This window comes from Bacteroides sp. (assembly GCF_030151085.1).
Taxonomy (GTDB): Bacteria; Bacteroidota; Bacteroidia; order Bacteroidales; family Bacteroidaceae; genus Bacteroides.
Map to the genome: position 1 here is coordinate 1 of NZ_JASLER010000064.1, position 23,287 is coordinate 23,287.

A 23,287-nucleotide genomic window follows, 5' to 3' on the forward strand; every position below is an offset into this window, starting at 1 on the left:
ACTATAGCACCGGGGTTCCACCTCTTCCCATTCCGAACAGAGAAGTTAAGCCCGGTCACGCCGATGGTACTGCGTAACAGTGGGAGAGTAGGTAGTCGCCGTTTTTGAAGAGAAGCCCTTGTATCCATGATACAGGGGCTTTTTTCGTTTTTGGTACTTTCATAAATTTTTCATATATTTGCCACCGGACTAATTTAATATCAACGTTTAAAGCAAATTGAAGTATGAAAACTAAAGTTTTATTGGCTGCTGTTGCAGTAGCATTTTCTCTCGCAGTAACCTCTTGTGGTAATAAAAAAGCAGACGCTAACAGCACTACTGCCGATTCTTGTTGTGCTGCAAAAACAGAACAAGTATGTGACTCTGCAAAAACTTGTTGCAAGAGTGCTGATGCAGCTGCTTGTGATAGTGCTAAGTGTGACAAAGCCTGTGATAAGAGCGCTTGCGAAAAGAAAGCTTGCGATAAGAAGTAATTCAGGACTCGTATTGAACTGATACATAGGGGAAAGGCATGCCGGAAGGTATGCCTTTTGTGATATATTAAAGAGAATAATTGCCATAAACTTATAAAATGATATTATTTAGAGGAAAAAACTTACGAATTTATTTGCAGTCTTCGAAATTATGTCTACCTTTGCATCATCAAAATAATAAGAAGATGGATCAGAACTTTACATATATTCTACTAAGCGGTATTATTATTCTACTAACAGGGTTAGTTGGAAGTGGGTACTGTGCGTGAATATATGTAGAATGCAATAATATTCGAAAGCCTTTCTCACTTCCAAGTGCGAAAGGCTTTTTTTATGGAGTATAAATTTAAAATAAGATAAGCAATGAGTGACAAATTATTTATTTTCGACACAACGCTCCGCGATGGCGAGCAGGTTCCGGGATGCCAATTGAATACCGTAGAAAAAATTCAGGTTGCCAAACAATTGGAAGCTTTGGGAGTAGATGTTATTGAAGCCGGATTTCCTATCTCTAGCCCCGGAGATTTTAACTCTGTGATTGAAATATCCAAAGCAGTGACTTGGCCTACTATCTGTGCCTTGACACGTGCCGTACAAAAAGATATTGATGTAGCTGCCGAAGCTCTGCAATTTGCCAAACACAAACGTATTCATACAGGTATCGGTACTTCTGATTCGCATATTAAATATAAATTCAACTCCAATCGTGACGAAATTATAGAGCGCGCTGTAGCTGCTGTGAAATATGCTCGTAGATTTGTGGACGACGTAGAATTTTATGCAGAAGATGCCGGACGTACGGACAATGAATATCTGGCACGTGTTATAGAAGCAGTGGTTAAAGCCGGTGCAACAGTGGTGAACATTCCTGATACAACCGGATATTGTCTGCCTGATGAATATGGTGCAAAGATTAAATATTTGATGGAGCATGTAGATGGCATTCACAATGCCATAATTTCTACTCATTGCCACAATGACTTGGGTATGGCTACCGCGAATACCATGGCAGGTGTGCTGAATGGTGCCCGCCAGGTAGAGGTTACTATCAATGGTATCGGCGAACGTGCCGGAAATACTTCTCTTGAAGAGGTTGCAATGATTATAAAGTGTCATAAAGATATTGCAATTGACACGAATATTAATACAGAGAAGATTTATCCTACCAGCCGCATGGTGTCTAGCTTGATGAATATGCCTGTACAACCTAATAAGGCAATTGTAGGACGTAATGCTTTCGCTCATTCATCGGGCATTCATCAGGATGGCGTATTGAAGAATGTGCAAACTTACGAGATCATCGACCCGCGTGATGTAGGTATAGACGATAATTCCATCGTATTGACCGCACGTAGCGGACGTGCCGCCTTGAAGAATCGCTTGCAGATATTAGGTATAAATCTGGAGCAGGATAAACTGGATCAGGTTTATGAAGACTTCCTGAAACTTGCTGATAAGAAGAAAGATATCAATGATGACGATGTATTGGTATTAGCCGGTGCTGACCGTAGTCAGAATCATCGTGTGAAACTGGAATATTTGCAGGTAACCAGTGGGGTAGGAGTGCGCTCGGTAGCAAGTCTTGGATTGAATATTTCCGGTGAGAAATTTGAAGCTGCTGCCAGTGGAAATGGTCCGGTAGATGCTGCTATCAAGGCTTTGAAGAAAATCATCGACCGCCACATGACTTTGAAAGAGTTTACTATCCAAGCTATCAGCAAGGGTAGTGATGATATGGGTAAAGTACACATGCAGGTGGAATATGATAAGCAGATTTATTATGGTTTCGGTGCTAATACCGACATAATTGCTGCTTCGGTAGAAGCTTATATTGACTGTATCAATAAGTTCAAAATGTGATTTTATTTACGATTGAGCGATTTACAATTTACGATCAAAGTTAGTACGTGAATTAAAAATCGTTCATGATTAAATAAAGACCATTAATAACAAAAACGATAAATGGATCAAAAGTAATACCAATCGTAAATCGTAAATAATTAAATCGTAAATAATAAGATGCATACATTATTTGATAAAATCTGGGATGCCCACGTTGTTCAGAAGGTGGAAGACGGTCCTACACAACTTTATATAGATAGGCTTTATTGCCATGAGGTAACCAGTCCGCAAGCTTTTGCCGGTTTGCGTGAACGTGGAATAGGAGTATTCCGTCCGGAAAAGGTTTTTTGCATGCCCGATCATAATACACCGACGCATGATCAGGATAAACCTATCGCGGACCCTATCTCAAAGACACAAGTAGATACATTAGCCAAGAATGCAAGAGAATTCGGTTTGGAGCATTTTGGCATGATGGATAAAAAGAATGGCATTATCCATGTAGTAGGTCCCGAACGTGGACTGACTCTGCCGGGTATGACCATTGTTTGCGGTGACTCGCATACCTCTACTCACGGTGCGATGGGAGCAGTAGCTTTCGGTATCGGTACGAGTGAAGTGGAAATGGTTTTGGCTTCACAATGTATCTTGCAGACTCGCCCTAAAACAATGCGTATCTCTGTAGATGGTAAATTAGGCAAAGGTGTGACTGCCAAAGATGTTGCACTCTATATGATGTCTAAAATGACAACGAGTGGTGCTACCGGCTATTTTGTGGAATATGCTGGGGAAGCTATCTGTGATATGTCGATGGAAGGTCGTCTGACTTTATGTAATCTGAGTATAGAAATGGGAGCCCGTGGTGGTATGGTTGCTCCGGATGAGAAGACCTTTGACTACATTAAAGAACGTGAGTATGCTCCGAAAGGTGAAGAATGGGATAAAGCATTAGCCTATTGGAAAACATTGAAGAGCGATGACGATGCAGTGTTCGATAAGGAAGTTCACTTTGCTGCCGCTGATATAGAACCAATGCTTACATACGGAACTAATCCGGGTATGGGAATGGGCATTACACAACATATTCCGACTACCGAAGGTATGGGCGAAGCTGCTCAGGCTTCATTTAAGAAATCATTGGATTACATGGGCTTTCAGCCGGGCGAAGCATTGCTGGGCAAAAAGATTGATTATGTATTCCTGGGTGCTTGCACAAATGGACGTATTGAAGACTTCCGTGCTTTTGCTTCCATAGTGCAAGGTCATAAGAAGGCTGAGAATGTCGTTGCTTGGTTGGTTCCGGGCTCTTGGATGGTAGATGCTCAGATTCGTGAAGAAGGAATTGATAAAATATTGAAAGAAGCGGGATTCGCTATCCGTCAACCGGGATGCTCGGCATGTCTGGCGATGAATGATGATAAAGTTCCTGCCGGTAAGTATGCGGTATCAACCAGTAACCGTAATTTTGAAGGACGTCAGGGACCAGGCTCACGCACATTGCTTGCCAGTCCGTTGGTAGCTGCGGCTGCGGCGGTAACGGGAGTGATTACCGACCCGAGAGAACTGATTTGATTTACGATTAGACGATTTGCGATTTACGATTGAAGTTAGTTCGTGAATTATGGGTCGTCTATATGTAAAGTAAATCAAAACAGAGTAATATCAATCGTAAATCGTAAATTGTTAAATCGTAAATAAAAAGATGAAACAGAAATTCAATATCATCACCAGTACTTGTGTACCCCTTCCTTTAGAGAATGTAGATACAGACCAGATTATCCCTGCACGTTTCCTGAAAGCCACTACGAAAGAGGGCTTCGGAGAGAATCTTTTCCGTGATTGGCGTTATGATAAACAGGGTAATAAAATTGATTCTTTTGTATTGAACGATCCTACTTATAGCGGTAAGATTCTGGTTGCAGGCAAGAACTTCGGTTCCGGTTCCAGCCGTGAGCATGCTGCTTGGGCTATTGCCGATTATGGTTTCCGGGTAGTCGTGAGTAGCTTTTTTGCCGATATACATAAGAACAACGAACTGAACAATTTTGTACTTCCGGTAGTTGTAAGCGAACCGTTCCTGCAAGAACTGTTCGAATCGATCGCTGCTGATCCAAAAACAGAAGTAGAAGTGAATCTACCCGAACAAACCATCACCAACAAGGCGACGGGTAAGAGCGAAACGTTTGAAATCAATACTTACAAAAAGCATTGTCTGATGAACGGCTTGGATGATATTGATTTCCTGGTAGAGAATAAAGGTAAGATAGAAGCTTGGGAGAATAAACAATGAAGCATAATCATCCGAAGATAGAAATCATGGATACTACCCTCCGCGACGGTGAACAAACCAGCGGAGTGTCCTTCGTTCCCCATGAGAAGCTGATGATTGCCCGTTTATTACTGGAAGAATTGAAGGTAGATCGGGTAGAAGTGGCTTCTGCCCGTGTATCTGAAGGAGAGTTTGATGCTGTGAAGATGATATGCGACTGGGCCGCTCGCCGTAATATGTTACCTAAAGTGGAAGTACTTGGCTTCGTAGACGGTCATGCCTCGGTAGACTGGATTCATGCTACCGGTTGTCGTGTCATCAACCTGTTGTGCAAAGGGTCACAGAAGCATTGCGCCTGTCAACTTAAAAAGAGTCCCGAAGAACATATCGAAGACATCCTGGCTGTGGTGGACTATGCCAATGAACAGGACATGGAAGTGAATGTCTATCTGGAAGACTGGAGTAACGGTATGAAAGATTCTCCGGAATACGTCTTTCAGTTGATGGAAGCTTTGGTGCAGACCAACATCCGACGTTATATGTTGCCTGATACGCTGGGCGTTTTGAATCCGTTGCAAGTCATTGAATTTATGCGGAAGATGGTGAAACGCTACCCTGATGCACATTTCGATTTCCATGCCCATAATGATTATGACCTTGCCGTCAGCAATGTATTGGCTGCCGTATTAAGCGGTTGCAAAGGCTTGCATACCACTATTAATGGCTTGGGAGAGCGTGCGGGTAATGCTCCTCTTTCCAGTGTGCAAGCTATCCTGAAAGATCATTTCAGTGCGATAACCAACATTGATGAAAGCCGTCTGAACGAGGTGAGCCGTGTAGTAGAATCTTATTCCGGCATTGCCATTCCCGCAAATAGACCCATTATTGGCGAAAATGTATTTACACAAGTAGCCGGAGTGCATGCCGATGGTGATAATAAGAGCAATCTTTATTGCAATGACTTGCTTCCTGAGCGTTTCGGGCGTAAACGGGAATATGCGCTGGGCAAGAATAGCGGTAAAGCCAATATCCGTAAGAATCTGGAAGATTTAGGCCTTGAGATGGATGAAGACTCAATGCGTAAAGTTACTGAGCGTATCATTGAACTGGGTGATAAGAAAGAATTAGTTACACAGGAGGATTTGCCATATATCGTTTCTGACGTCCTGAAACATGGTGTTTTAAATGAGCGGGTAAAACTGAAAAGCTACATCGTAAACTTAGCTTCCGGATTGAAACCTATGGCATCATTGAAAATAGAAGTCAACGGCAAAGAATATGAAGAAAGCTCGAGTGGAGACGGTCAGTATGATGCCTTTGTGCGTGCTTTACGCAAGGTATATAAAGTGACGTTGGGACGCAAATTCCCTATGTTGACGAATTATGCCGTATCAATTCCTCCCGGTGGACGCACCGATGCATTTGTGCAAACGGTAATCACCTGGAGCTTCGAAGATAAGGTGTTCCGCACGCGCGGTTTGGATGCCGACCAGACGGAAGCAGCTATCAAGGCAACCGTGAAGATGCTGAATATCATCGAGAATGAATATAAATCGTAAGCTATCGAGCTATAGCTTCCATATACGAAATAACGAATATTTAAAGAATAAAGAAAACAATGAACTTTAAAATTGCAGTATTGGCCGGCGATGGCATCGGCCCTGAAATTTCTGCCGTAGGTGTGGATGTAATGACAGCTGTTTGTGAGAAATTCGGACATGAAGTGAGTTATGAATATGCCATTTGTGGCGCAGATGCTATTGATAAAGTAGGCGATCCGTTTCCCGAGGCTACCTATCAGGTTTGTAAGAATGCCGATGCAGTGCTTTTCTCTGCTGTAGGTGATCCGAAGTTTGATAATAATCCTACCGCAAAAGTTCGTCCGGAACAGGGCTTGCTGGCTATGCGTAAGAAACTGGGTTTGTTTGCAAATATCCGTCCGGTACAGACTTTCAAATGCCTGCTGCATAAATCTCCGCTTCGTGCAGAACTGGTAGAAGGTGCAGATTTCCTCTGCATCCGCGAACTGACCGGAGGTATGTATTTCGGCGAAAAATACCAGGATAATGATAAGGCATACGACACTAATATGTACACTCGCCCTGAGATTGAACGTATCCTGAAAGTAAGCTTTGAGTATGCCATGAAACGTAACAAACATCTTACAGTCGTAGATAAAGCCAATGTGCTTGCTTCCTCTCGTTTGTGGCGTCAGATTGCACAGGAGATGGCTCCCCAGTATCCCGAAGTGACTACTGATTATATGTTTGTAGACAATGCCGCTATGAAAATGATTCAGGAACCGAAGTTCTTTGATGTAATGGTTACTGAGAATACATTTGGTGATATTCTTACAGATGAAGGTTCTGTAATCAGTGGTTCTATGGGATTGCTGCCTTCTGCCTCTACCGGTGAAAGTACGCCGGTATTCGAACCCATTCACGGTTCGTGGCCACAAGCAAAGGGCTTGAACATTGCTAATCCATTGGCACAAATATTGTCCGTAGCTATGTTGTTCGAATATTTCGATCTGAAAGAAGAGGGTACATTTATCCGCAAAGCAGTAGACGCCTCTCTTGATTCCAATGTTCGCACCCCTGAAATTCAGGTGGAAGGCGGCGCCAAGTACGGTACGAAAGAAGTTGGTGCTTGGATTGTAGACTATATCAAGGCTTAACTATCTATATCTGATTCCTGCCTCTTGAGTGTTTTGTACATGAACATTCAAGGGGCTTTTTTTATTCTCTGGATAGTTGTTATCCCGATTCCTTTATACGATAATTGGTTGTCTCGTCAGTACTTGGAACTTTGAAATGTACTAACTTTCTATATCTGACACCCGGGTCTTGAATATCCCAACACCCGGGTGTTAAATACTGAAAACTAGTAATAAGAATAGTGCTAATTGGGATAATACAAAGTGTAAAATCAGATAATTTTATATTATTTCTTATCTTTGCCGCATAATGTTTGATTTAAAAGAACGATTATGGCAAAGATTGCAAAGAATCTGACGGAGCTTATCGGACACACCCCGTTGATGGAATTAGCTGAATACAGTTGCAAACACGGATTGCAAAAGAATTTAGTAGTTAAACTGGAAGCTTTTAATCCTGTAGGAAGCGTCAAAGACCGTGTGGCACTTGCCATGATTGAAGATGCCGAGGCATCAGGGATATTGAAGCCCGGTGCCACAATTATAGAACCTACTAGTGGAAATACAGGTGTAGGACTTGCAATGGTGGCAACCATTAAAGGGTATCATCTGATATTGACCATGCCCGAAACAATGAGTATCGAACGTCGTAATTTATTGAAAGCCTTAGGGGCGGAGATTGTATTGACGGATGGATTATCCGGTATGGCGGGTTCTATCACTAAAGCACAAGAACTTCGAGGAAAAATAGTCGGCTCTGTAATCTTGCAGCAATTTGAAAATCCTGCTAATCCCAAAGTACATGAACTTACTACAGGTGAAGAGATCTGGACTGATACGGATGGCAAAATTGACGTATTTGTAGCAGGTGTGGGCACAGGCGGTACTGTCTGCGGGGTAGCCCGGGCTTTGAAAAAACATAATCCGAATGTATATATTGTTGCTGTAGAACCTGCTTCTTCTCCCATTTTAGGAGGGGGGGAATCTGCTCCGCATCGTATACAAGGTATTGGTGCCAATTTTATCCCTTCAATTTACGATGCTTCAGTAGTAGATGAGGTTATTCCTGTACCCGATGATGAAGCTATTCGTGGAGGTCGTGAATTAGCATCTACCGAAGGCTTGCTGGTAGGAATATCTTCCGGTGCAGCAGTATATGCGGCACGCTTACTGGCCGAACGTCCTGAATTTGCGAGTAAAACAATTGTTGCCTTATTACCGGATACAGGTGAACGGTATTTGTCAACAGAGTTATTTGCTTTTGATACCTATCCTTTAGACTGATAAATAAACTGATATGAGAAAATTTATTCTTTCTTTCCTGATATGGGGTGCAGTAGGAATTCCTGCTTTTTCCCAAACTTATGAAGAGCTGAGCGAGAGAGCTGTAGCAGCTACAGAGCAAGATAGTTTGGTACAAGCCGAAAAGTATATCATGGAGGCTTTGAAGCTTGACCCTGCCAATCCGCATAATGCTTTACTGTTCTCTAATTTGGGGACTATTCAACGTCGTCAACGTCAATATGACCAGGCACTTGAATCTTATACAATGGCACTGAATATAGCGCCACGTACCGTACCGATCTTATTGAATCGTGCGGCACTTTACCTGGAGCTAGGTAAGGATGAATTAGCCCGGATGGATTATGCACTTGCCCTTGATCTGGAAACGGATAATCAAGAAGCTTTACTGATGCGTGCCTATATTTATAGGCAGAAGCGCGATTATAAGGCTGCAAGATCAGACTATGAACGTTTATTAAAGTTGAATCCTCTAAGCTATAACGGTCGGTTAGGATTGGCTATGCTGGAACAGAAAGAAGGAAAATATGAAGAAGCTCTTTCTGTGTTGAATAAAATGATTGCTGATAAAGCCGATGGATCAACGCAAATTACAGCTCCGCTATATGCTGTACTCTATGTTGCTCGTGCGGGCGTAGAGAAAGATATGCAGCATATTGATTTGGCTTTGATTGACTTGGAAGAAGCTATTGAACAAGATCCTTCTCAATCGGAAGCATACTTAATGCGTGGGCAGATTTATCTGTCGCAAAAGAAAAAGGAGCTGGCAAGACGTGATTTTGAGAAAGCCGTTACGCTAGGCGTACCTCAGGGAGATGTACGGGATTTATTGCAGCAGTGTAAATAAATATTTAGCTGTATTTGCGTATAAGTTCAATAAATACTTTCCCATATTTCTTTTTCTTGTATTCGCCGATGCCACTGATATTCCCGAACTCTTCTATGGTTGTAGGTCGGGAGGTGCTCAACAGATGCAGTACCTTGTCGGAGAGCACGATATAAGCGGGAAGGGCCTCCTGATCTGCTAAACGCTTCCGAAGCTCACGTAGAGCTTCAAACAATTCTCCACTTTCCACATTGGGTAATCCTAAAGGTAACTCTTTGGTGGGAGTCGTGGATTTGCGTTTCTGCCCTCGTTTGGTTTCTGTGGCTTCTTCACGACGGATAACTACAAGCTGGGCGCTAGATCTTCCATATAATACATCACATCCGCTAGGAGTGATTTTTAAGTGATTGTTTTCATTATAAGCTATCTCAAAATAACCGAGTTGTAGCATTTGTAATAGATAGTCATGCCAATCGCGAGCTGGGACTTCACGACCCGCACCGAATGTTTTTAAGTGCTGATAACCTCTTTCGGTTACTTCAGGACTCATTGCTCCTCTTAATAAATCAACCAAAATACTTGTTCCTATTTGTTGCTCGGTACGGATAATGGCACTAAGCGCTTTTTGTACGATTATTGTACCGTCAAAGCGTTTGGGGGGATTTTGGCATACGTCACAATTTCCACAATCATGAGTCGTATTTTCTCCGAAATAACTTAACAAAATGCGTCGGCGGCAAATGTCGGCTTCAGCATATTGCTGCATGCGTTGTAACTTCTCAAAATTAATGCTTTGCTGTCCACTTTCAGTAGCAAATTTTGTAAGTAAAATTAAATCAGCTAATGAATAGAATAGCAGTGTATCGCTGGGTAATCCATCTCGTCCGGCACGTCCGATTTCCTGGTAGAAACTTTCGATACTCTTGGGCAGGTTATAGTGAATAATCCATCTGACATTGCTCTTGTCAATTCCCATTCCAAAGGCGATGGTTGCGCATACTACTTGTACGCGATCGTTGATAAAATCATCTTGTGCCTCGTCTCGTTTGGAAGGAGACAGGCCGGCATGGTAAACGGTGGCTTTAATGCCTTGCTTCTGCAACATTTGGGCAACGGATTCTGTTTTGTTCCGGCTCATGCAGTAAATAATTCCGCTTTCATCAGCATGTCGGGATATGAAGTCGAGAATGGCTTTGCTCTTTTCTTTTTGTTGATAACCGCGTTTTACCGTTAAACTTAGATTGGGACGGTCAAAAGAAGAAATGAAAACCTTTGGTTGATTTAGGTGTAATTGTTGAATAATATCCTCGCGGGTTATTTTATCAGCTGTAGCAGTTAGTGCAATAATCGGTACTTGCGGAAACTGTTGATGCAGGACTCCCATTTGTGTATATTCCGGTCGGAAATCATGCCCCCATTGAGAGATGCAATGAGCTTCATCAATGGCAAATAGTGAGATGTGAATGTCACGTAATAAGTAATTGATTTCTGCTAATAATTTTTCGGGTGAAATATATAGAAGTTTCAATTTACCTTCCATGCAGGCACGTCTTAAGGCTGCATTTTCAGTTTCATCGTTGTTGCTGTTTAGTGCGCCGGCAGCTATTCCGTTGGCACAGAGAGTTTCTACCTGATCTTTCATTAAAGAGATGAGAGGAGAGACCACTATAGCAGTACCTTCACATAATAAGGCTGGTAATTGGTAGCAAATGGACTTTCCGCCACCTGTAGGCATTAGTACGAGTGCATCTTTCTTGTCTAATAAATGGTGTATGATTTCCTCTTGCAACGGTCGGAAAGTATCATAACCAAAATACGTTTTAAGCGTTTGAAACATAATGTTTGAAGGTCTCTATTTTTTCTGCAAAGGTACATTAATTATTGTATAAAGTACAAATAGAAATTTATATAGATATAATATAGTATCACTTTTAGTAAAGAGTTAAAGTTTCTTATTAATTAGCTTGTGGGACTTCTTTTCAACCTTTTTCGTTGTTTATGTATGGAAAATATGTATGAGAAAAGTTGCGTATTAAAAAAAAATGTCAGACTTTTGTAAGGTCTAAAGGAAAATCCTTTGGACTTTCAATTTTAAACAACCCTAACCAGTTAATTCGATGAGTGATTTAGAAAACAATGCACAAGAAATGGACGCAAAGAAACGTCCTTACAACTTGCGCGAAAAGAAAGAAAAGGAAGCTGCCTACCGCTCGCTGATACGGCCGGAATTGGCAGATGAGTTGTACGACAAGATAATGAATATCGTAGTTGTGCAGAAGAAGTACAGAGATCCCGATTATTCAGCTAAAGATTTGGCGAAAGAATTGCAGACTAACACCCGTTATTTGTCTGCAGTTGTGAATTCACGTTTCGGCATGAACTATTCTTGTTTGTTGAATGAATACAGAGTAAAGGAAGCTCAGCATTTGTTGACGGACAAAAGATACGAAGACAAGAATGTCGAGGAGATCAGCACAATGGTAGGTTTTGCTAATCGTCAGTCATTCTATGCTGCCTTTTATAAGAATGTAAATGAAACTCCTAACGGATATCGTAAAAGACACGCAGAAAAAAAGAAATAATTCTGCAAACTAAATGTATAGAAAGGAAATATTCCGAAACTGATGCTTTGGAATACTTCCTTTTTGTCTTTATAAATGCCAACTCTCTACATATCTTCCCGACACATGAAGAAACAACTAATTTTGATGGTGACTGCCCTTGCTTTATTGACTGCTTGTGGTATAAATCCAAAAACAATTGCTGAGGCAGAAAAAATTGATTATACAGTGGAACAATTTGCAGATTTACAGATATTACGTTATCACGTACCAGGTTTTGAAAACCTATCACTCAAACAAAAAGAGTTAGTTTATTACTTGACAGAAGCCGCCTTGCAAGGTAGAGATATATTGTTCGACCAAAATGGAAAGTATAACCTGACCATTCGAAGAATGCTAGAGGCTGTTTATACAGGCTATAAAGGAGATAAAAATACACCTGACTTCAAAGCGATGGAAGTCTACTTGAAACGCGTATGGTTCTCTAATGGCATTCATCATCATTATGGCAGTGAAAAGTTTGAACCCGGCTTCAGTCCTGATTTTTTTAAACAAGCTGTGTTGCGTGTAGATGCTTCTACTTTGCCGCTAGCTGAGGGACAGACAGTAGAACAATTATGTGACGAGGTTTTCCCTGTAATCTTTGATCCTAGCATCATGCCGAAACGGGTAAATCAAGCGGCGGGAGAAGATCTGATATTAACCTCTGCTTGTAACTATTACGATGGTGTGACACAGCAAGAGGCGGAAGAATTCTATAATGCGTTGAAGAATCCGAAAGATGAAACACCGGTGTCATACGGTTTGAATAGTCGTCTGGTCAAAGTAGATGGTAAAGTTCAGGAAAAGGTTTGGAAAGTAGGAGGACTGTATAGTCCGGCCCTTGAAAAGATTGTATATTGGTTGAAAAAAGCGGAAGGTGTTGCCGAAACTCCCGAACAGAAAGCTGTGATTGCTAAGTTGGTGGAGTTCTATGAGTCCGGTGATTTAAAGACCTTTGATGATTATGCAATTCTTTGGGTAAAGGATTTGAATTCACGTATTGATTTTGTAAATGGTTTCACTGAAAGTTATGGTGACCCTCTTGGTATGAAAGCCAGCTGGGAATCCTTAGTTAACTTCAAGGATATGGAAGCTACTCGTCGTACGGAGTTGATTAGCAATAATGCCCAATGGTTTGAAGATCACTCTCCTGTGGACAATCAATATAAGAAGGAGCAAGTGAAGGGAGTATCTGCCAAGGTGATTACTGCTGCTGTTTTGGCAGGTGATTTATACCCGGCAACAGCTATTGGCATCAACCTGCCGAATGCAAACTGGATACGCAATCATCATGGCTCCAAATCCGTAACTATCGGTAACATAACGGATGCCTATAATAAAGCTGCTCATGGAAATGGCTTTAATGAGGAGTTTGTGTATAGTGATGTGGAGTTGCAACTGATTGACAAGTATTCTGATCTGACGGGTAATTTGCATACTGACTTGCACGAATGTTTAGGACACGGCTCCGGTAAACTGTTGCCGGGTGTTGACCCTGATGCTTTAAAAGCATACGGCTCAACCATTGAAGAAGCTCGTGCCGACTTGTTCGGACTTTATTATGTAGCCGATCCGAAGTTGGTTGAATTAGGGTTGACACCTAATGCCGATGCTTATAAAGCCGAATACTATACTTATCTTATGAATGGTTTAATGACTCAACTTGTTCGTATAGAGCCCGGTAATAATGTGGAGGAGGCCCACATGCGTAATCGCCAACTTATTGCTCGTTGGGTGTTTGAGAAAGGAGCTGCCGACAAAGTTGTAGAATTAGTAAAGAAAGACGGAAAGACCTATGTAGTGGTGAACGATTATGAAAAGCTTCGTAAACTCTTCGGTGAATTGCTTGCTGAAATCCAACGTATTAAATCAACCGGAGATTTGAAAGGTGCCCATGATTTAGTAGAAGCATACGCTGTGAAAGTAGATCCTACTTTGCATGCCGAAGTGCTGGAACGTTACAAAAAACTGAATCTTGCACCTTATAAAGGATTTATTAATCCCAAATATGAAGCAGTGATGGATGCTAACGGTGAAATCACTGACATTCAAGTGACTTATGGTGAAGACTATGTAGATCAAATGTTGCGTTATAGCAAAGACTATTCTACTTTACCTTCCATAAACAATTAAATAATGATGGATTCAAAAGAACTATTACATCAACAACTGAAAGATATTAAAACACAACTCCGTCTCTCAATGAACGGGGCTGTGTCCCAAAGTATGCGTGAGAAGGGTTTAGTATATAAGCTGAACTTTGGCGTAGAGCTGCCTCGCATCAAAAGTATAGCTGCCGGATATGAAAAGAACCATGCATTGGCGCAGGCCTTGTGGAAAGAAGAAATCAGGGAATGTAAGATTTTAGCCGGATTGTTGCAACCTGTTGACAGCTTCTTGCCTGAGATCGCCGATATTTGGGTAGAAAACATGCCTAATATTGAAATCGCCGAACTTACTTGCATGAACTTATTTCAGTATTTGCCATACGCTCCGGCAAAATCATTCCATTGGATTGCAGATGAGCGAGAATACATCCAAGTCTGTGGCTTTTTAACTACCGCCCGCCTGCTGATGAAGAAAGGAGAAATGAATGAACGTGTAGAAAATGAATTCATGGATCAAGCAATCAGTGCATTTTTGTCAGGTTCATATCATGTACGCAATGCAGCAATGACTGCGATTCGTCGTTTTATGCAGTATCGCGAAGAGAATGCTTTTCAGGTATGTCGCCGTGTAGAAAGCTTGAAAGATTCCCCGTTAGAAGCAGAAAAATTACTTTATAATCTCGTTAAAGAGGAAGTTGATTGAAAAGTTCGCATTATTTTTCTCTCTTTCTCTCTTGCTTTCCACAAAAAAGGATTAACTTTGTTGGCTGTAAAACTGCGCCGTCAAATGGAAAGTCAGAATGTGAAAGATACAGTAAGGCAGATATTCACTGAATATCTGAATGCGAACGGGCATCGAAAGACTCCTGAACGTTATGCCATACTCGATACCATATATTCTATAGAAGGTCATTTTGATATTGACACGCTTTACTCACTGATGGCAGATCAGGAAAACTTCCGCGTCAGCCGTGCTACTCTTTATAATACTATTATCTTGCTTATCAATGCCCATTTGGTCATAAAGCACCAGTTTGGCAACTCTTCCCAATACGAAAAATCATACAATCGCGATACTCATCATCATCAAATTTGTACGCAATGCGGCAAGGTGACGGAGTTTCAGAACGAGGAGCTGCAACATGCTATTGCAAATACCAAATTGAGCCGCTTTTGTCTGACACATTATTCCTTATATATGTACGGTTTATGTAGTAAATGCGATAGGGCGAATAAAAGAAAGAAAAAAAATAATAACCATAAGAAAGAAAAATGAAAGTAGATGTTTTATCCGCTTATTGATTTTCAGTAAGTTATAAAGCGTCTTTTCTCGATTAAACACCTTTTTAAGAACACTTTTTAAGAACGTTTTTAAAGAACAGTGTTTAATATGTCGGAACAACAAATTTTCTTTCGTTTCTCTTATCATTTTAATCTTCGCAAACCTAATGGAGAACACCCTACTACAGTTTATATGGTATTCCGCTTGAATGATAAACAGTATAAGTATTGTGTTGGTGCTAAAGTAAATCCCCTACATTGGAATAAAACGAAGCAGAAGGCTGCTATAAGTCCTCTACTGACAGTATTGGATAATAATAATAATTCTATAGTCAATGCGAAAATAGATGCTGCAATTAAGAAATTTGATGAAGTAAAATTGTATCTTTGTAATAATCCTAATCTCTTATGTAATATTGATGGGATAGTAAAAGAAAAATTATTTAATATTAGTGGTGCAATGAAAAGAAACAAAGAAAGCCATACAATATTTAATCCTATACTATATTTGAGAAAACAGATAGATAGTTCGCATTTAAAAGATAAAAAAGCGTATTATTCTAAGGTAAATACATTTAGTCGATATTTAAATGATGAAAATATTGTTCTTACATCATTTAATAATGTTGATTATAAGTTTTTTGAACGTTTTAGAGACTTTTTGTTACATGAAAGAAGTAGTAATGGTAAACCTAAAAGAACGATTAATACTGTTGAGAATATTATAGACGTGATAATAGGATTAATTAAACGTTCTGAAAGAGATGGCTTATTTAATAGCTCTACTGCTTGCTTGCATCTATATACTAATATCAAATCCAAAGTTGATGTAAGCGAAAATAAGTTTGCATTGACAGAAGAAGAATTAGATAAAATATATGAATTAGACTTAGAAGGTGAGGAAGAAGAAGTTAGAAATGCTTTTATACTACAATGTTATTTTGGACAGCGTTACGGAGATATGCGAGATATTAAAGATTTTATAATAAGAAATGATAATACTATTGAAATAATACAAGAAAAAACAGTTCATCGTCCCATCGTTCCTTTATTGTCACGTAGTAAAGAAATATTAGATAATATAAAGTTAGGTAAAATAAAAGCTGAATATAAAGAACTCGGTGAATCTATAATTATTTTACATGAAATAGGAAGAAAAGCGGGTATTACAGAACCTTATACAGAATTACGTGATACTATAGATGGTATTGAAGAAAAACGTAAACCTAAGTGTGAATTTATAGGTACACATACAGCTCGACGAACATTTGTAACGATGTGTTCAAGACGTGGTATTAGTGAAAGTTTAATAATGGGTACTACAGGGCATAAGAGCCTTGCTAATTATCATAAATATGATAAACAGACAAAGCGGGAAAAAGCTAATAAATTGGCGATGTGCTTTGATAAAATTGATAAAAAGGAAAATGTTGAAAATTCTAATATAAAAACAGATACTTTAAATTTGATTCATGTTATATCAAGACAAGAAGCAGATTTGATTGATAAAGATAAATCTATTGAATCTATTAAATATCATGAACTATTATTTGCGCAGCGTGCTGAGGCTTTAAATATGAATTTAGAACATACTATTGAAGATAATGCACAGTTGAATGAATTAATAATTTCATGTGATAATATTAATGATATACGTGATATTATTGAAAGAGGAAATGATATTACTATATCACAGGAGAATGCAGAAGATGATTTTTGATTTATTTTATTGTACTTTTAATAATAATAATTATATTTGCAAAAACATCAATTAAAAATAAATGAATTATGGCACTTACGAAAGAAGATAGAAAGAAAAATGCGCTAATAGGAAATATTGAGCGTAGTCTTAATGCAATAAAGGAGGCAGGTAAAGAAGCAGATTTTTATGAATCTATTTCAAAAGTAGAGTTTGAACAAAAAACAATAGAAGAACGCTTTTCTATAGTTAAGAACTATCGTGAAAGTAATGGTATTAAACTGATTCGGGAAGTAAAAGATAAAAAGGATAATATTTCTAATAAAAATAAGAATAGTACTAATATAAATTTGAATTTAGAAGAATTATTGTCTTTTTTACCTACTAATGAAGATAATGATACTGATGAAGTAAAAATAATACGTTGCTTTGCTAAAGTGTCGAAAGTTAAAAAAGAGTTGGATGATTTAAAATTGCAGCATAGCGAAAAAGAAAATGAATATAATATGTTACTTGAACAATTATACGAATTGAGAAAACTATCTAATAAATAAAATGTGAAGCCCATTAATTTTAATGGGCTTTTTAATATAGTGAGTAACGCTTTACTATTCTATCAATGGCTTTTGCATTGAATAGTTTGTCTTTTGCTGTTCTGAATCCATTTTCATTTAATTGGCGTGCTATTTCAGATTTATTTTTAGTAGATTTGATTAATGCTGCAATCATTAATTTAGCTCGTTTTGTGTTATCATTGTTATCTGCAATTTCTTTACGTCTAATACTTGCGTTATTTATTTGTTCATTCGTGAATGAAGCATTTGGACGTCCTAATTTACATCCTTGCTCTTTTTTTACTTTTAATGCTGCCTTTGTTCGGCTACTAATAAGCTCACGTTCCTGTTGTGCTAACCCCATGAAGACAGCTAATGTAAGTGTATTAAATTGGGGTAAATCTAATGCAAGAAACTCTATACCACTTTGCTTTAATTCAAATACAAAAGAAATGTTGCGGGATAGTCTATCTAATTTGGCAATAATTAATGTTGCACCTTGCTGTTTGCATTCAGATAATGCTTTATTAAGTTCAATGCGATTGTTTGATTTACCGCTTTCCTTTTCAGAGTACTCTGATATAAGTACGTTATCCATACTTGATTGAATAAAGTTAGATACGTTAGCTTGTTGGGCTTGTAGTCCTAAACTTTGCTTTTGTGTGCTTACTCTGTAATATGCAATATACTTTTTCATATCCTTTATGTTATTATACTGCAAATATATATTATTATTTTGATTTGGCAATATTCAAACGAACGTTTGTTTAATGACAAATGCTATTTTAATAATTCTTTTATATTAATGTACTTATCTGATTCTATATTCAATCTATTATTTAAATCTATATATGGTTGCATCATTCTTTTAATTGATGTGTTTTTTGAAGTGTAGTTTCTTATTGTTAGTTCTACTTTAGATAAATCATATTCGCATTCTTTAAGTAGTAACTCTCTTTCATGTTCTCTTAAATTGCTGCTTTGTTTGCTGTAATTGATTTTATTTGCTATAGCCTCATCTAATATTGTTATTATTGGACTTTCGTTACTGTTTAATACTTCTAATAGATTATTGTTGCAAGTTAATAGTAATTTTCTTATCTGTATCTTAGTGTTTATATTTAGTTCAAATCTTATTTTGTTTTTAAGATAATCAAATACTTTATTTTTATCTGATAATATTTTTAGGAATGGTTTGTTTTCTGATTTTCTTATTTCTTTCTCTTTATTGTATATTGTAATTCTTTTCTTGTTTCTTGCTGTTGTTACTACATTTTCTAATGTAATTCCATTTTTTAGTTTTTTACAATTCCATTTTTGGTAATTAGAACGATTTATATTAATATAGTCTGTGATTTTATTTATGTTATCATATATTATATCTTTTGTTATATCGCATTTTACTACTATTGAATCGCTTATGATATTATCTATATCTAATTGGCATATATTTAATTCATTTATATTAGATATACATTCTTTAATAGTATCTTTATTTATTAATTCAATGAATTTATCTTTTAATATTTTAGATGTAAATTCTATCACTAATTCATTCTGAAAGTAATTTACTATGATAATAAGATTGTATGGGGTTTTTTGTTTGTATTTGTAATATAGTATTTCACTTCCTTTTTTGTTCTCTATAAATAAGTCTGTGTTTATTTTGGTTATATATCTGATGTTAGTGACAATTTTTAATTTATCAAATTGTATCATTCATTTCTTTATTATTCTTTTATTATTAAGTTTGCAGAATGGCAAGTTTTGTCACCTTGACAGTAATGCTTTCCTTTCTGCTCTTAGATATATAGGTAGATAAGTTTAAAAAGTAAATGATTTACTCTGTTTTTCTTGATTAATTTCTGTTTTTTTTTGAATAACTGAAATTAGTTCGTATTTTTGCATCAAATTTTGAAAACGGAAGCGTTTAGAACTATATCCTGCTATTAGAAATCGCCAATTTCAAGCTACACGGGATATAGGCAACTAAATGTCCACGACTTATATTATTATATAGGGCGTGGGCTGTTGCCTTATTGTGTAGCAAGTGTTTGGCGATACTTTAATAGCGATAAGGTTTTATACAGTCCCACGCTTTTATTATATTTATTAATATTCATTTGGGACGGTGAGTAAAACACGTGTTTTATTATGAATAAAAAATTATTTAGTTTGTTTGCAATGTTGTTCATTGCATGTCTTTCATTCACTTCTTGTTCAAGTGATGACGATGGTAGTAATGACGGTGATGGTAATAGTAGTATTGTCACAGTTAATACAAATAAGTTTAAAGTAGAAAACGATGCTACTGCAACTTATAATGCTAATAATTCAACTTTAGTTTTCGAATCTTATTTAATTCAAGAAGATGTTGAATTTATGTCTATGTATGATTTTGCTGTTAGAATAGCAGGAATTTCTTTTAACGATTTGAAAAAGGATGCTGAACTTGATGTTGAAGTACGTGACTATCGTGATTATACGGATGTTGGAAGCCTTTATGAATTTACGGTTGTATCAGGTAAGGTTATTGTTAGTTCTATCTCTGATAATAATGTTACGCTGAAATTTGATAAATTTAAATTTAATCGTGATAATCGTTCTTTCGAAGTTAATGGTTATATAAATTATAGGAAAAACTAAAATAGGAAAGGAGGCTGATGCCTCCTTTTTAATTAAAACTAATATAAAGTAATCTTTCTCTGTATTTCTTCATACTCTCTTTTATTTTTGCTTTATGCTCTTTATTTAATTTTCTTCCTGTTAATGCTTCGCTAATATTTTTTCTGTGAGTAGCACTTTTCTTTTTACCTTTAAGTGTATTACTTATTTTCTTTTTAGTTAATTCGTTCATGTCTTTTTATAATAAATAGATAAGACTATTCAAAAGTATTGATATGGGTGGTATATTAATATACCCAACGGTGTTGAGTAGATAGGGCATATTGCTTTTTTTAATATACTGAGTGCGGGGTTACGGTGTCTAATATTACAGTACTTGTCTTTTAAAATTCATTTTGATATACAAGTAGAGAAAATAAACTGTTCTTGTATAAGATTTAAGCTTTTGATTAACTCCTTTTGAATTATTCCGTTGGTGATTCTTCCGATGTCTGCCAAACAGTGTGTTTAAGCTTTCGATATTGGTGAAATAACTTGTTTTTTCCTTTGGTATATGGTCTTTTTTCTCTAATTTTGTGCGTTCTCATAAGGTTGAAAATCAACATGTTTAAAGAACGTTTTTCGCAAATAATTGAAAATCAATATACAAATGAAAGTAGATGTTCTATTAGGATTACAATGGGGCGACGAAGGCAAAGGCAAAGTCGTTGACGTATTAACTCCGAGATATGATGTTGTGGCACGTTTCCAAGGCGGACCGAATGCCGGACATACATTGGAGTTCGAGGGGCAGAAGTATGTGCTTCGTTCCATACCATCGGGTATTTTCCAAGGAGACAAGGTAAATATCATCGGTAACGGTGTAGTGCTTGATCCGGCTCTTTTCAAGGCAGAAGCTGAAGCTTTGGAAGCATCAGGTCATAATTTGAAGGAACGCTTGCATATCTCAAAGAAAGCACACCTTATTTTACCTACTCACCGGATATTGGATGCTGCATACGAAGCTGCCAAAGGTGATGCCAAAGTGGGGACTACCGGAAAAGGTATTGGACCGACTTATACTGATAAAGTAAGCCGTAATGGTGTACGTGTGGGAGATATTCTGCATGATTTTGATAAGGTATATGCTGCGGCCAAAGCTCGTCATGAGCAAATATTGGCAAGCATGAACTATGAATATGATCTCACAGAACTGGAGAAGGCATGGCTCGAAGGTATTGAATACCTGAAGCAGTTCAACCTGATTGATAGTGAACATGAGATTAACGGTTTATTAAATTCAGGTAAGTCTGTATTGTGCGAAGGTGCACAGGGCACAATGTTGGATATCGACTTTGGATCTTATCCGTTTGTAACATCATCCAATACTGTCTGTGCGGGTGCTTGTACAGGTTTGGGAGTTGCTCCTAACAAGATAGGTGAAGTTTATGGTATTTTCAAAGCATATTGTACTCGTGTAGGTTCCGGTCCATTCCCTACTGAATTATTTGACGAGACTGGTGACGAAATTTGTACTTTAGGACATGAATTTGGATCTGTAACCGGACGTAAACGTCGTTGTGGATGGATTGACTTGGTTGCTTTGAAGTATGCTATCATGGTGGACGGCGTAACTAAGTTGATTATGATGAAGAGCGACGTGCTCGACGCATTTGAAACCATCAAAGCTTGTGTAGCCTATAAGATTAATGGTGAAGAAATAGATTACTTCCCGTATGATATTAATGATACCATTGAACCGATATATGTAGAATTACCCGGTTGGCAGACCGATATGACTAAGATGCAAAGCGAGGATGAATTCCCTGAAGAATTTAATGCTTATTTGTCATTCCTGGAAGAACAGCTTGAGGTGCCTATCAAGATTGTTTCTGTAGGTCCCGACCGTGAACAGACCATTGAACGTTATACGGAATAAAATAGACTGATAACCTTTAGCACGGATTACACGGATTTCGCGGCTTCATCTGAAGAACCGTGGTTGTTCGGGTAATCCGTGCTTTTTTTATTTACTCTTATGAAAACACAATTCTTATCTTTTTTACTTGTGTTCTTGCTGGTAACATCAGCAAAATCACAGACCTATCAACCCACTCAGGAAAATCTGAAATCCCGGCAGGAATTTCGAGATGCCAAGTTCGGAATCTTCTTGCATTGGGGAGTGTACAGTATGTTGGCTACCGGTGAATGGACGATGACCAACAATAACTTGAACTATAAAGAGTATGCCAAGCTGGCGAGTGGTTTCTATCCTTCCAAGTTCGACGCGGCTCAGTGGGTGGCTGCTATTAAAGCTTCCGGTGCCCAGTACATCTGCATCACATCCCGTCATCACGATGGATTCTCTATGTTTCATACCCGTAATTCTGATTATAATATAGTAGATGCTACCCCTTTTAAACGGGATATATTGAAAGAACTGGCAAACGAATGTCACAAACAAGGCATCCGTTTACACTTCTATTATTCGCACATTGACTGGTATCGTGAAGATGCACCTTGGGGACGTACAGGACGTGGCACAGGTCGTCCTAATCCGAAAGGAGATTGGGATAGCTACTATAAATTTATGAATAACCAGCTGACTGAACTGCTGACGAATTACGGAAAAGTCGGTGCCATTTGGTTTGATGGCTGGTGGGACCAAGATCAGAATCCTGATTTCGATTGGCAATTGCCCGAGCAATATGCTCTGATACACCGTTTGCAACCCGCCTGCTTAGTTGGTAATAATCATCACCAAGCTCCTTTTGAGGGTGAAGATATTCAGATTTTTGAGCGAGACTTGCCAGGTGAGAACCGTGCGGGACTCTCCGGACAGAGTGTGAGTGCTTTACCTTTGGAAACTTGCGAAACCATGAATGGAATGTGGGGATATAAGATTACCGATCAGAATTATAAATCAACCAAAACTTTAATACAGTACCTGGTGAATGCTGCCGGAAAAGATGCCAATCTACTGATGAATATCGGTCCTCAGCCCGATGGTGAACTGCCGGCAGTTGCTGTGGCGCGCCTTGCGGAAGTGGGAGATTGGATGAAAATCTAT

21 protein-coding genes and 1 rRNA gene are annotated in these 23,287 nt (G+C 38.4%); 18 read left to right on the forward strand and 4 right to left on the reverse strand.

Annotated elements, in window-relative coordinates:
- From rrf to Q1W14_RS12905, 9 genes are all read left to right on the forward strand, one after another.
- Positions 1–104: ribosomal RNA gene (rrf, locus tag Q1W14_RS12865) — 5S ribosomal RNA — on the forward strand; the annotation flags it as partial.
- Between the two features lie 120 nt (positions 105–224).
- The gene (locus tag Q1W14_RS12870) at positions 225–473 is read left to right on the forward strand and encodes a hypothetical protein (protein WP_300701983.1); all 249 of its coding nucleotides are present in this window, start codon (positions 225–227) and stop codon (positions 471–473) included.
- A 363-nt stretch (positions 474–836) separates the two neighbouring features.
- Positions 837–2,333: a 2-isopropylmalate synthase gene (locus Q1W14_RS12875; RefSeq protein ID WP_300701984.1), complete on the forward strand. Its 1,497-nt coding sequence runs from the start codon at positions 837–839 to the stop codon at positions 2,331–2,333.
- 159 nt (positions 2,334–2,492) lie between these two features.
- The gene (leuC, locus tag Q1W14_RS12880; protein WP_300701986.1) at positions 2,493–3,887 is read left to right on the forward strand and encodes a 3-isopropylmalate dehydratase large subunit; all 1,395 of its coding nucleotides are present in this window, start codon (positions 2,493–2,495) and stop codon (positions 3,885–3,887) included.
- Positions 3,888–4,017: 130 nt separating this feature from the next.
- Complete coding sequence (leuD, locus tag Q1W14_RS12885; RefSeq protein ID WP_300701988.1) at positions 4,018–4,605, forward strand: 3-isopropylmalate dehydratase small subunit; 588 nt, start codon at positions 4,018–4,020, stop codon at positions 4,603–4,605.
- Positions 4,602–6,143: an alpha-isopropylmalate synthase regulatory domain-containing protein gene (locus tag Q1W14_RS12890; protein WP_300701990.1), complete on the forward strand. Its 1,542-nt coding sequence runs from the start codon at positions 4,602–4,604 to the stop codon at positions 6,141–6,143. The genes leuD and Q1W14_RS12890 overlap by 4 nt, the downstream gene beginning before the upstream one ends.
- 59 nt (positions 6,144–6,202) lie before the next feature.
- Positions 6,203–7,261 carry a 3-isopropylmalate dehydrogenase gene (gene leuB, locus Q1W14_RS12895; protein ID WP_300701992.1) on the forward strand — a complete coding sequence of 353 codons (1,059 nt, stop codon included), beginning with the start codon at positions 6,203–6,205 and terminating at the stop codon, positions 7,259–7,261.
- A 312-nt stretch (positions 7,262–7,573) separates the two neighbouring features.
- The gene (gene cysK / locus Q1W14_RS12900; RefSeq protein WP_300701994.1) at positions 7,574–8,524 is read left to right on the forward strand and encodes a cysteine synthase A; all 951 of its coding nucleotides are present in this window, start codon (positions 7,574–7,576) and stop codon (positions 8,522–8,524) included.
- Positions 8,525–8,537: 13 nt separating this feature from the next.
- Positions 8,538–9,389 (forward strand): tetratricopeptide repeat protein, encoded by an 852-nt coding sequence (locus Q1W14_RS12905; RefSeq protein ID WP_300701995.1) that lies wholly within the window; start codon positions 8,538–8,540, stop codon positions 9,387–9,389.
- A gap of 4 nt (positions 9,390–9,393) precedes the next feature.
- On the opposite strand, the gene recQ is transcribed toward Q1W14_RS12905, so the two are convergent.
- Positions 9,394–11,205, reverse strand: a complete 1,812-nt coding sequence (gene recQ, locus Q1W14_RS12910) for a DNA helicase RecQ (RefSeq protein WP_300701997.1) — start codon at positions 11,203–11,205, stop codon at positions 9,394–9,396.
- 280 nt (positions 11,206–11,485) lie between these two features.
- Here recQ and Q1W14_RS12915 point away from each other — a divergent pair, with 280 nt between their 5' ends.
- The 6 genes from Q1W14_RS12915 to Q1W14_RS12940 all read left to right on the forward strand — a co-directional run bounded on the left by Q1W14_RS12915 (position 11,486) and on the right by Q1W14_RS12940 (position 17,613).
- Positions 11,486–11,950 (forward strand): AraC family transcriptional regulator, encoded by a 465-nt coding sequence (locus Q1W14_RS12915; RefSeq protein WP_300701999.1) that lies wholly within the window; start codon positions 11,486–11,488, stop codon positions 11,948–11,950.
- A gap of 105 nt (positions 11,951–12,055) precedes the next feature.
- Complete coding sequence (locus Q1W14_RS12920; RefSeq protein WP_300702001.1) at positions 12,056–14,104, forward strand: dihydrofolate reductase; 2,049 nt, start codon at positions 12,056–12,058, stop codon at positions 14,102–14,104.
- Between the two features lie 6 nt (positions 14,105–14,110).
- Positions 14,111–14,782 carry a DNA alkylation repair protein gene (locus Q1W14_RS12925; RefSeq protein ID WP_300702021.1) on the forward strand — a complete coding sequence of 224 codons (672 nt, stop codon included), beginning with the start codon at positions 14,111–14,113 and terminating at the stop codon, positions 14,780–14,782.
- Positions 14,783–14,866: 84 nt separating this feature from the next.
- Positions 14,867–15,355, forward strand: coding sequence for a Fur family transcriptional regulator (locus Q1W14_RS12930; RefSeq protein WP_300702003.1), 489 nt, complete (start codon positions 14,867–14,869; stop codon positions 15,353–15,355).
- Between the two features lie 114 nt (positions 15,356–15,469).
- Positions 15,470–17,080 (forward strand): phage integrase SAM-like domain-containing protein, encoded by a 1,611-nt coding sequence (locus Q1W14_RS12935; protein WP_300702005.1) that lies wholly within the window; start codon positions 15,470–15,472, stop codon positions 17,078–17,080.
- A 68-nt stretch (positions 17,081–17,148) separates the two neighbouring features.
- The gene (locus Q1W14_RS12940; RefSeq protein WP_300702007.1) at positions 17,149–17,613 is read left to right on the forward strand and encodes a hypothetical protein; all 465 of its coding nucleotides are present in this window, start codon (positions 17,149–17,151) and stop codon (positions 17,611–17,613) included.
- Positions 17,614–17,644: 31 nt separating this feature from the next.
- Here Q1W14_RS12940 and Q1W14_RS12945 read toward each other — a convergent pair whose 3' ends face one another.
- Together Q1W14_RS12945 and Q1W14_RS12950 are read right to left on the reverse strand one after the other, a co-directional pair.
- Positions 17,645–18,310, reverse strand: a complete 666-nt coding sequence (locus Q1W14_RS12945) for a recombinase family protein (RefSeq protein ID WP_300702009.1) — start codon at positions 18,308–18,310, stop codon at positions 17,645–17,647.
- An 83-nt stretch (positions 18,311–18,393) separates the two neighbouring features.
- Positions 18,394–19,332: a hypothetical protein gene (locus Q1W14_RS12950; RefSeq protein WP_300702011.1), complete on the reverse strand. Its 939-nt coding sequence runs from the start codon at positions 19,330–19,332 to the stop codon at positions 18,394–18,396.
- A gap of 435 nt (positions 19,333–19,767) precedes the next feature.
- On the opposite strand from Q1W14_RS12950, the gene Q1W14_RS12955 reads away from it, so the two are divergent.
- The gene (locus Q1W14_RS12955) at positions 19,768–20,259 is read left to right on the forward strand and encodes a hypothetical protein (protein ID WP_300702013.1); all 492 of its coding nucleotides are present in this window, start codon (positions 19,768–19,770) and stop codon (positions 20,257–20,259) included.
- 28 nt (positions 20,260–20,287) lie between these two features.
- Here Q1W14_RS12955 and Q1W14_RS12960 read toward each other — a convergent pair whose 3' ends face one another.
- Positions 20,288–20,470 carry a hypothetical protein gene (locus tag Q1W14_RS12960; protein ID WP_300702015.1) on the reverse strand — a complete coding sequence of 61 codons (183 nt, stop codon included), beginning with the start codon at positions 20,468–20,470 and terminating at the stop codon, positions 20,288–20,290.
- A gap of 417 nt (positions 20,471–20,887) precedes the next feature.
- Between Q1W14_RS12960 and Q1W14_RS12965 the strand changes: the two genes are divergently transcribed.
- Positions 20,888–22,156, forward strand: coding sequence for an adenylosuccinate synthase (locus Q1W14_RS12965; protein ID WP_300702017.1), 1,269 nt, complete (start codon positions 20,888–20,890; stop codon positions 22,154–22,156).
- Positions 22,157–22,255: 99 nt separating this feature from the next.
- On the forward strand, positions 22,256–23,287 hold a 1,032-nt coding region (locus Q1W14_RS12970; protein ID WP_300702019.1), incomplete at its 3' end, for an alpha-L-fucosidase.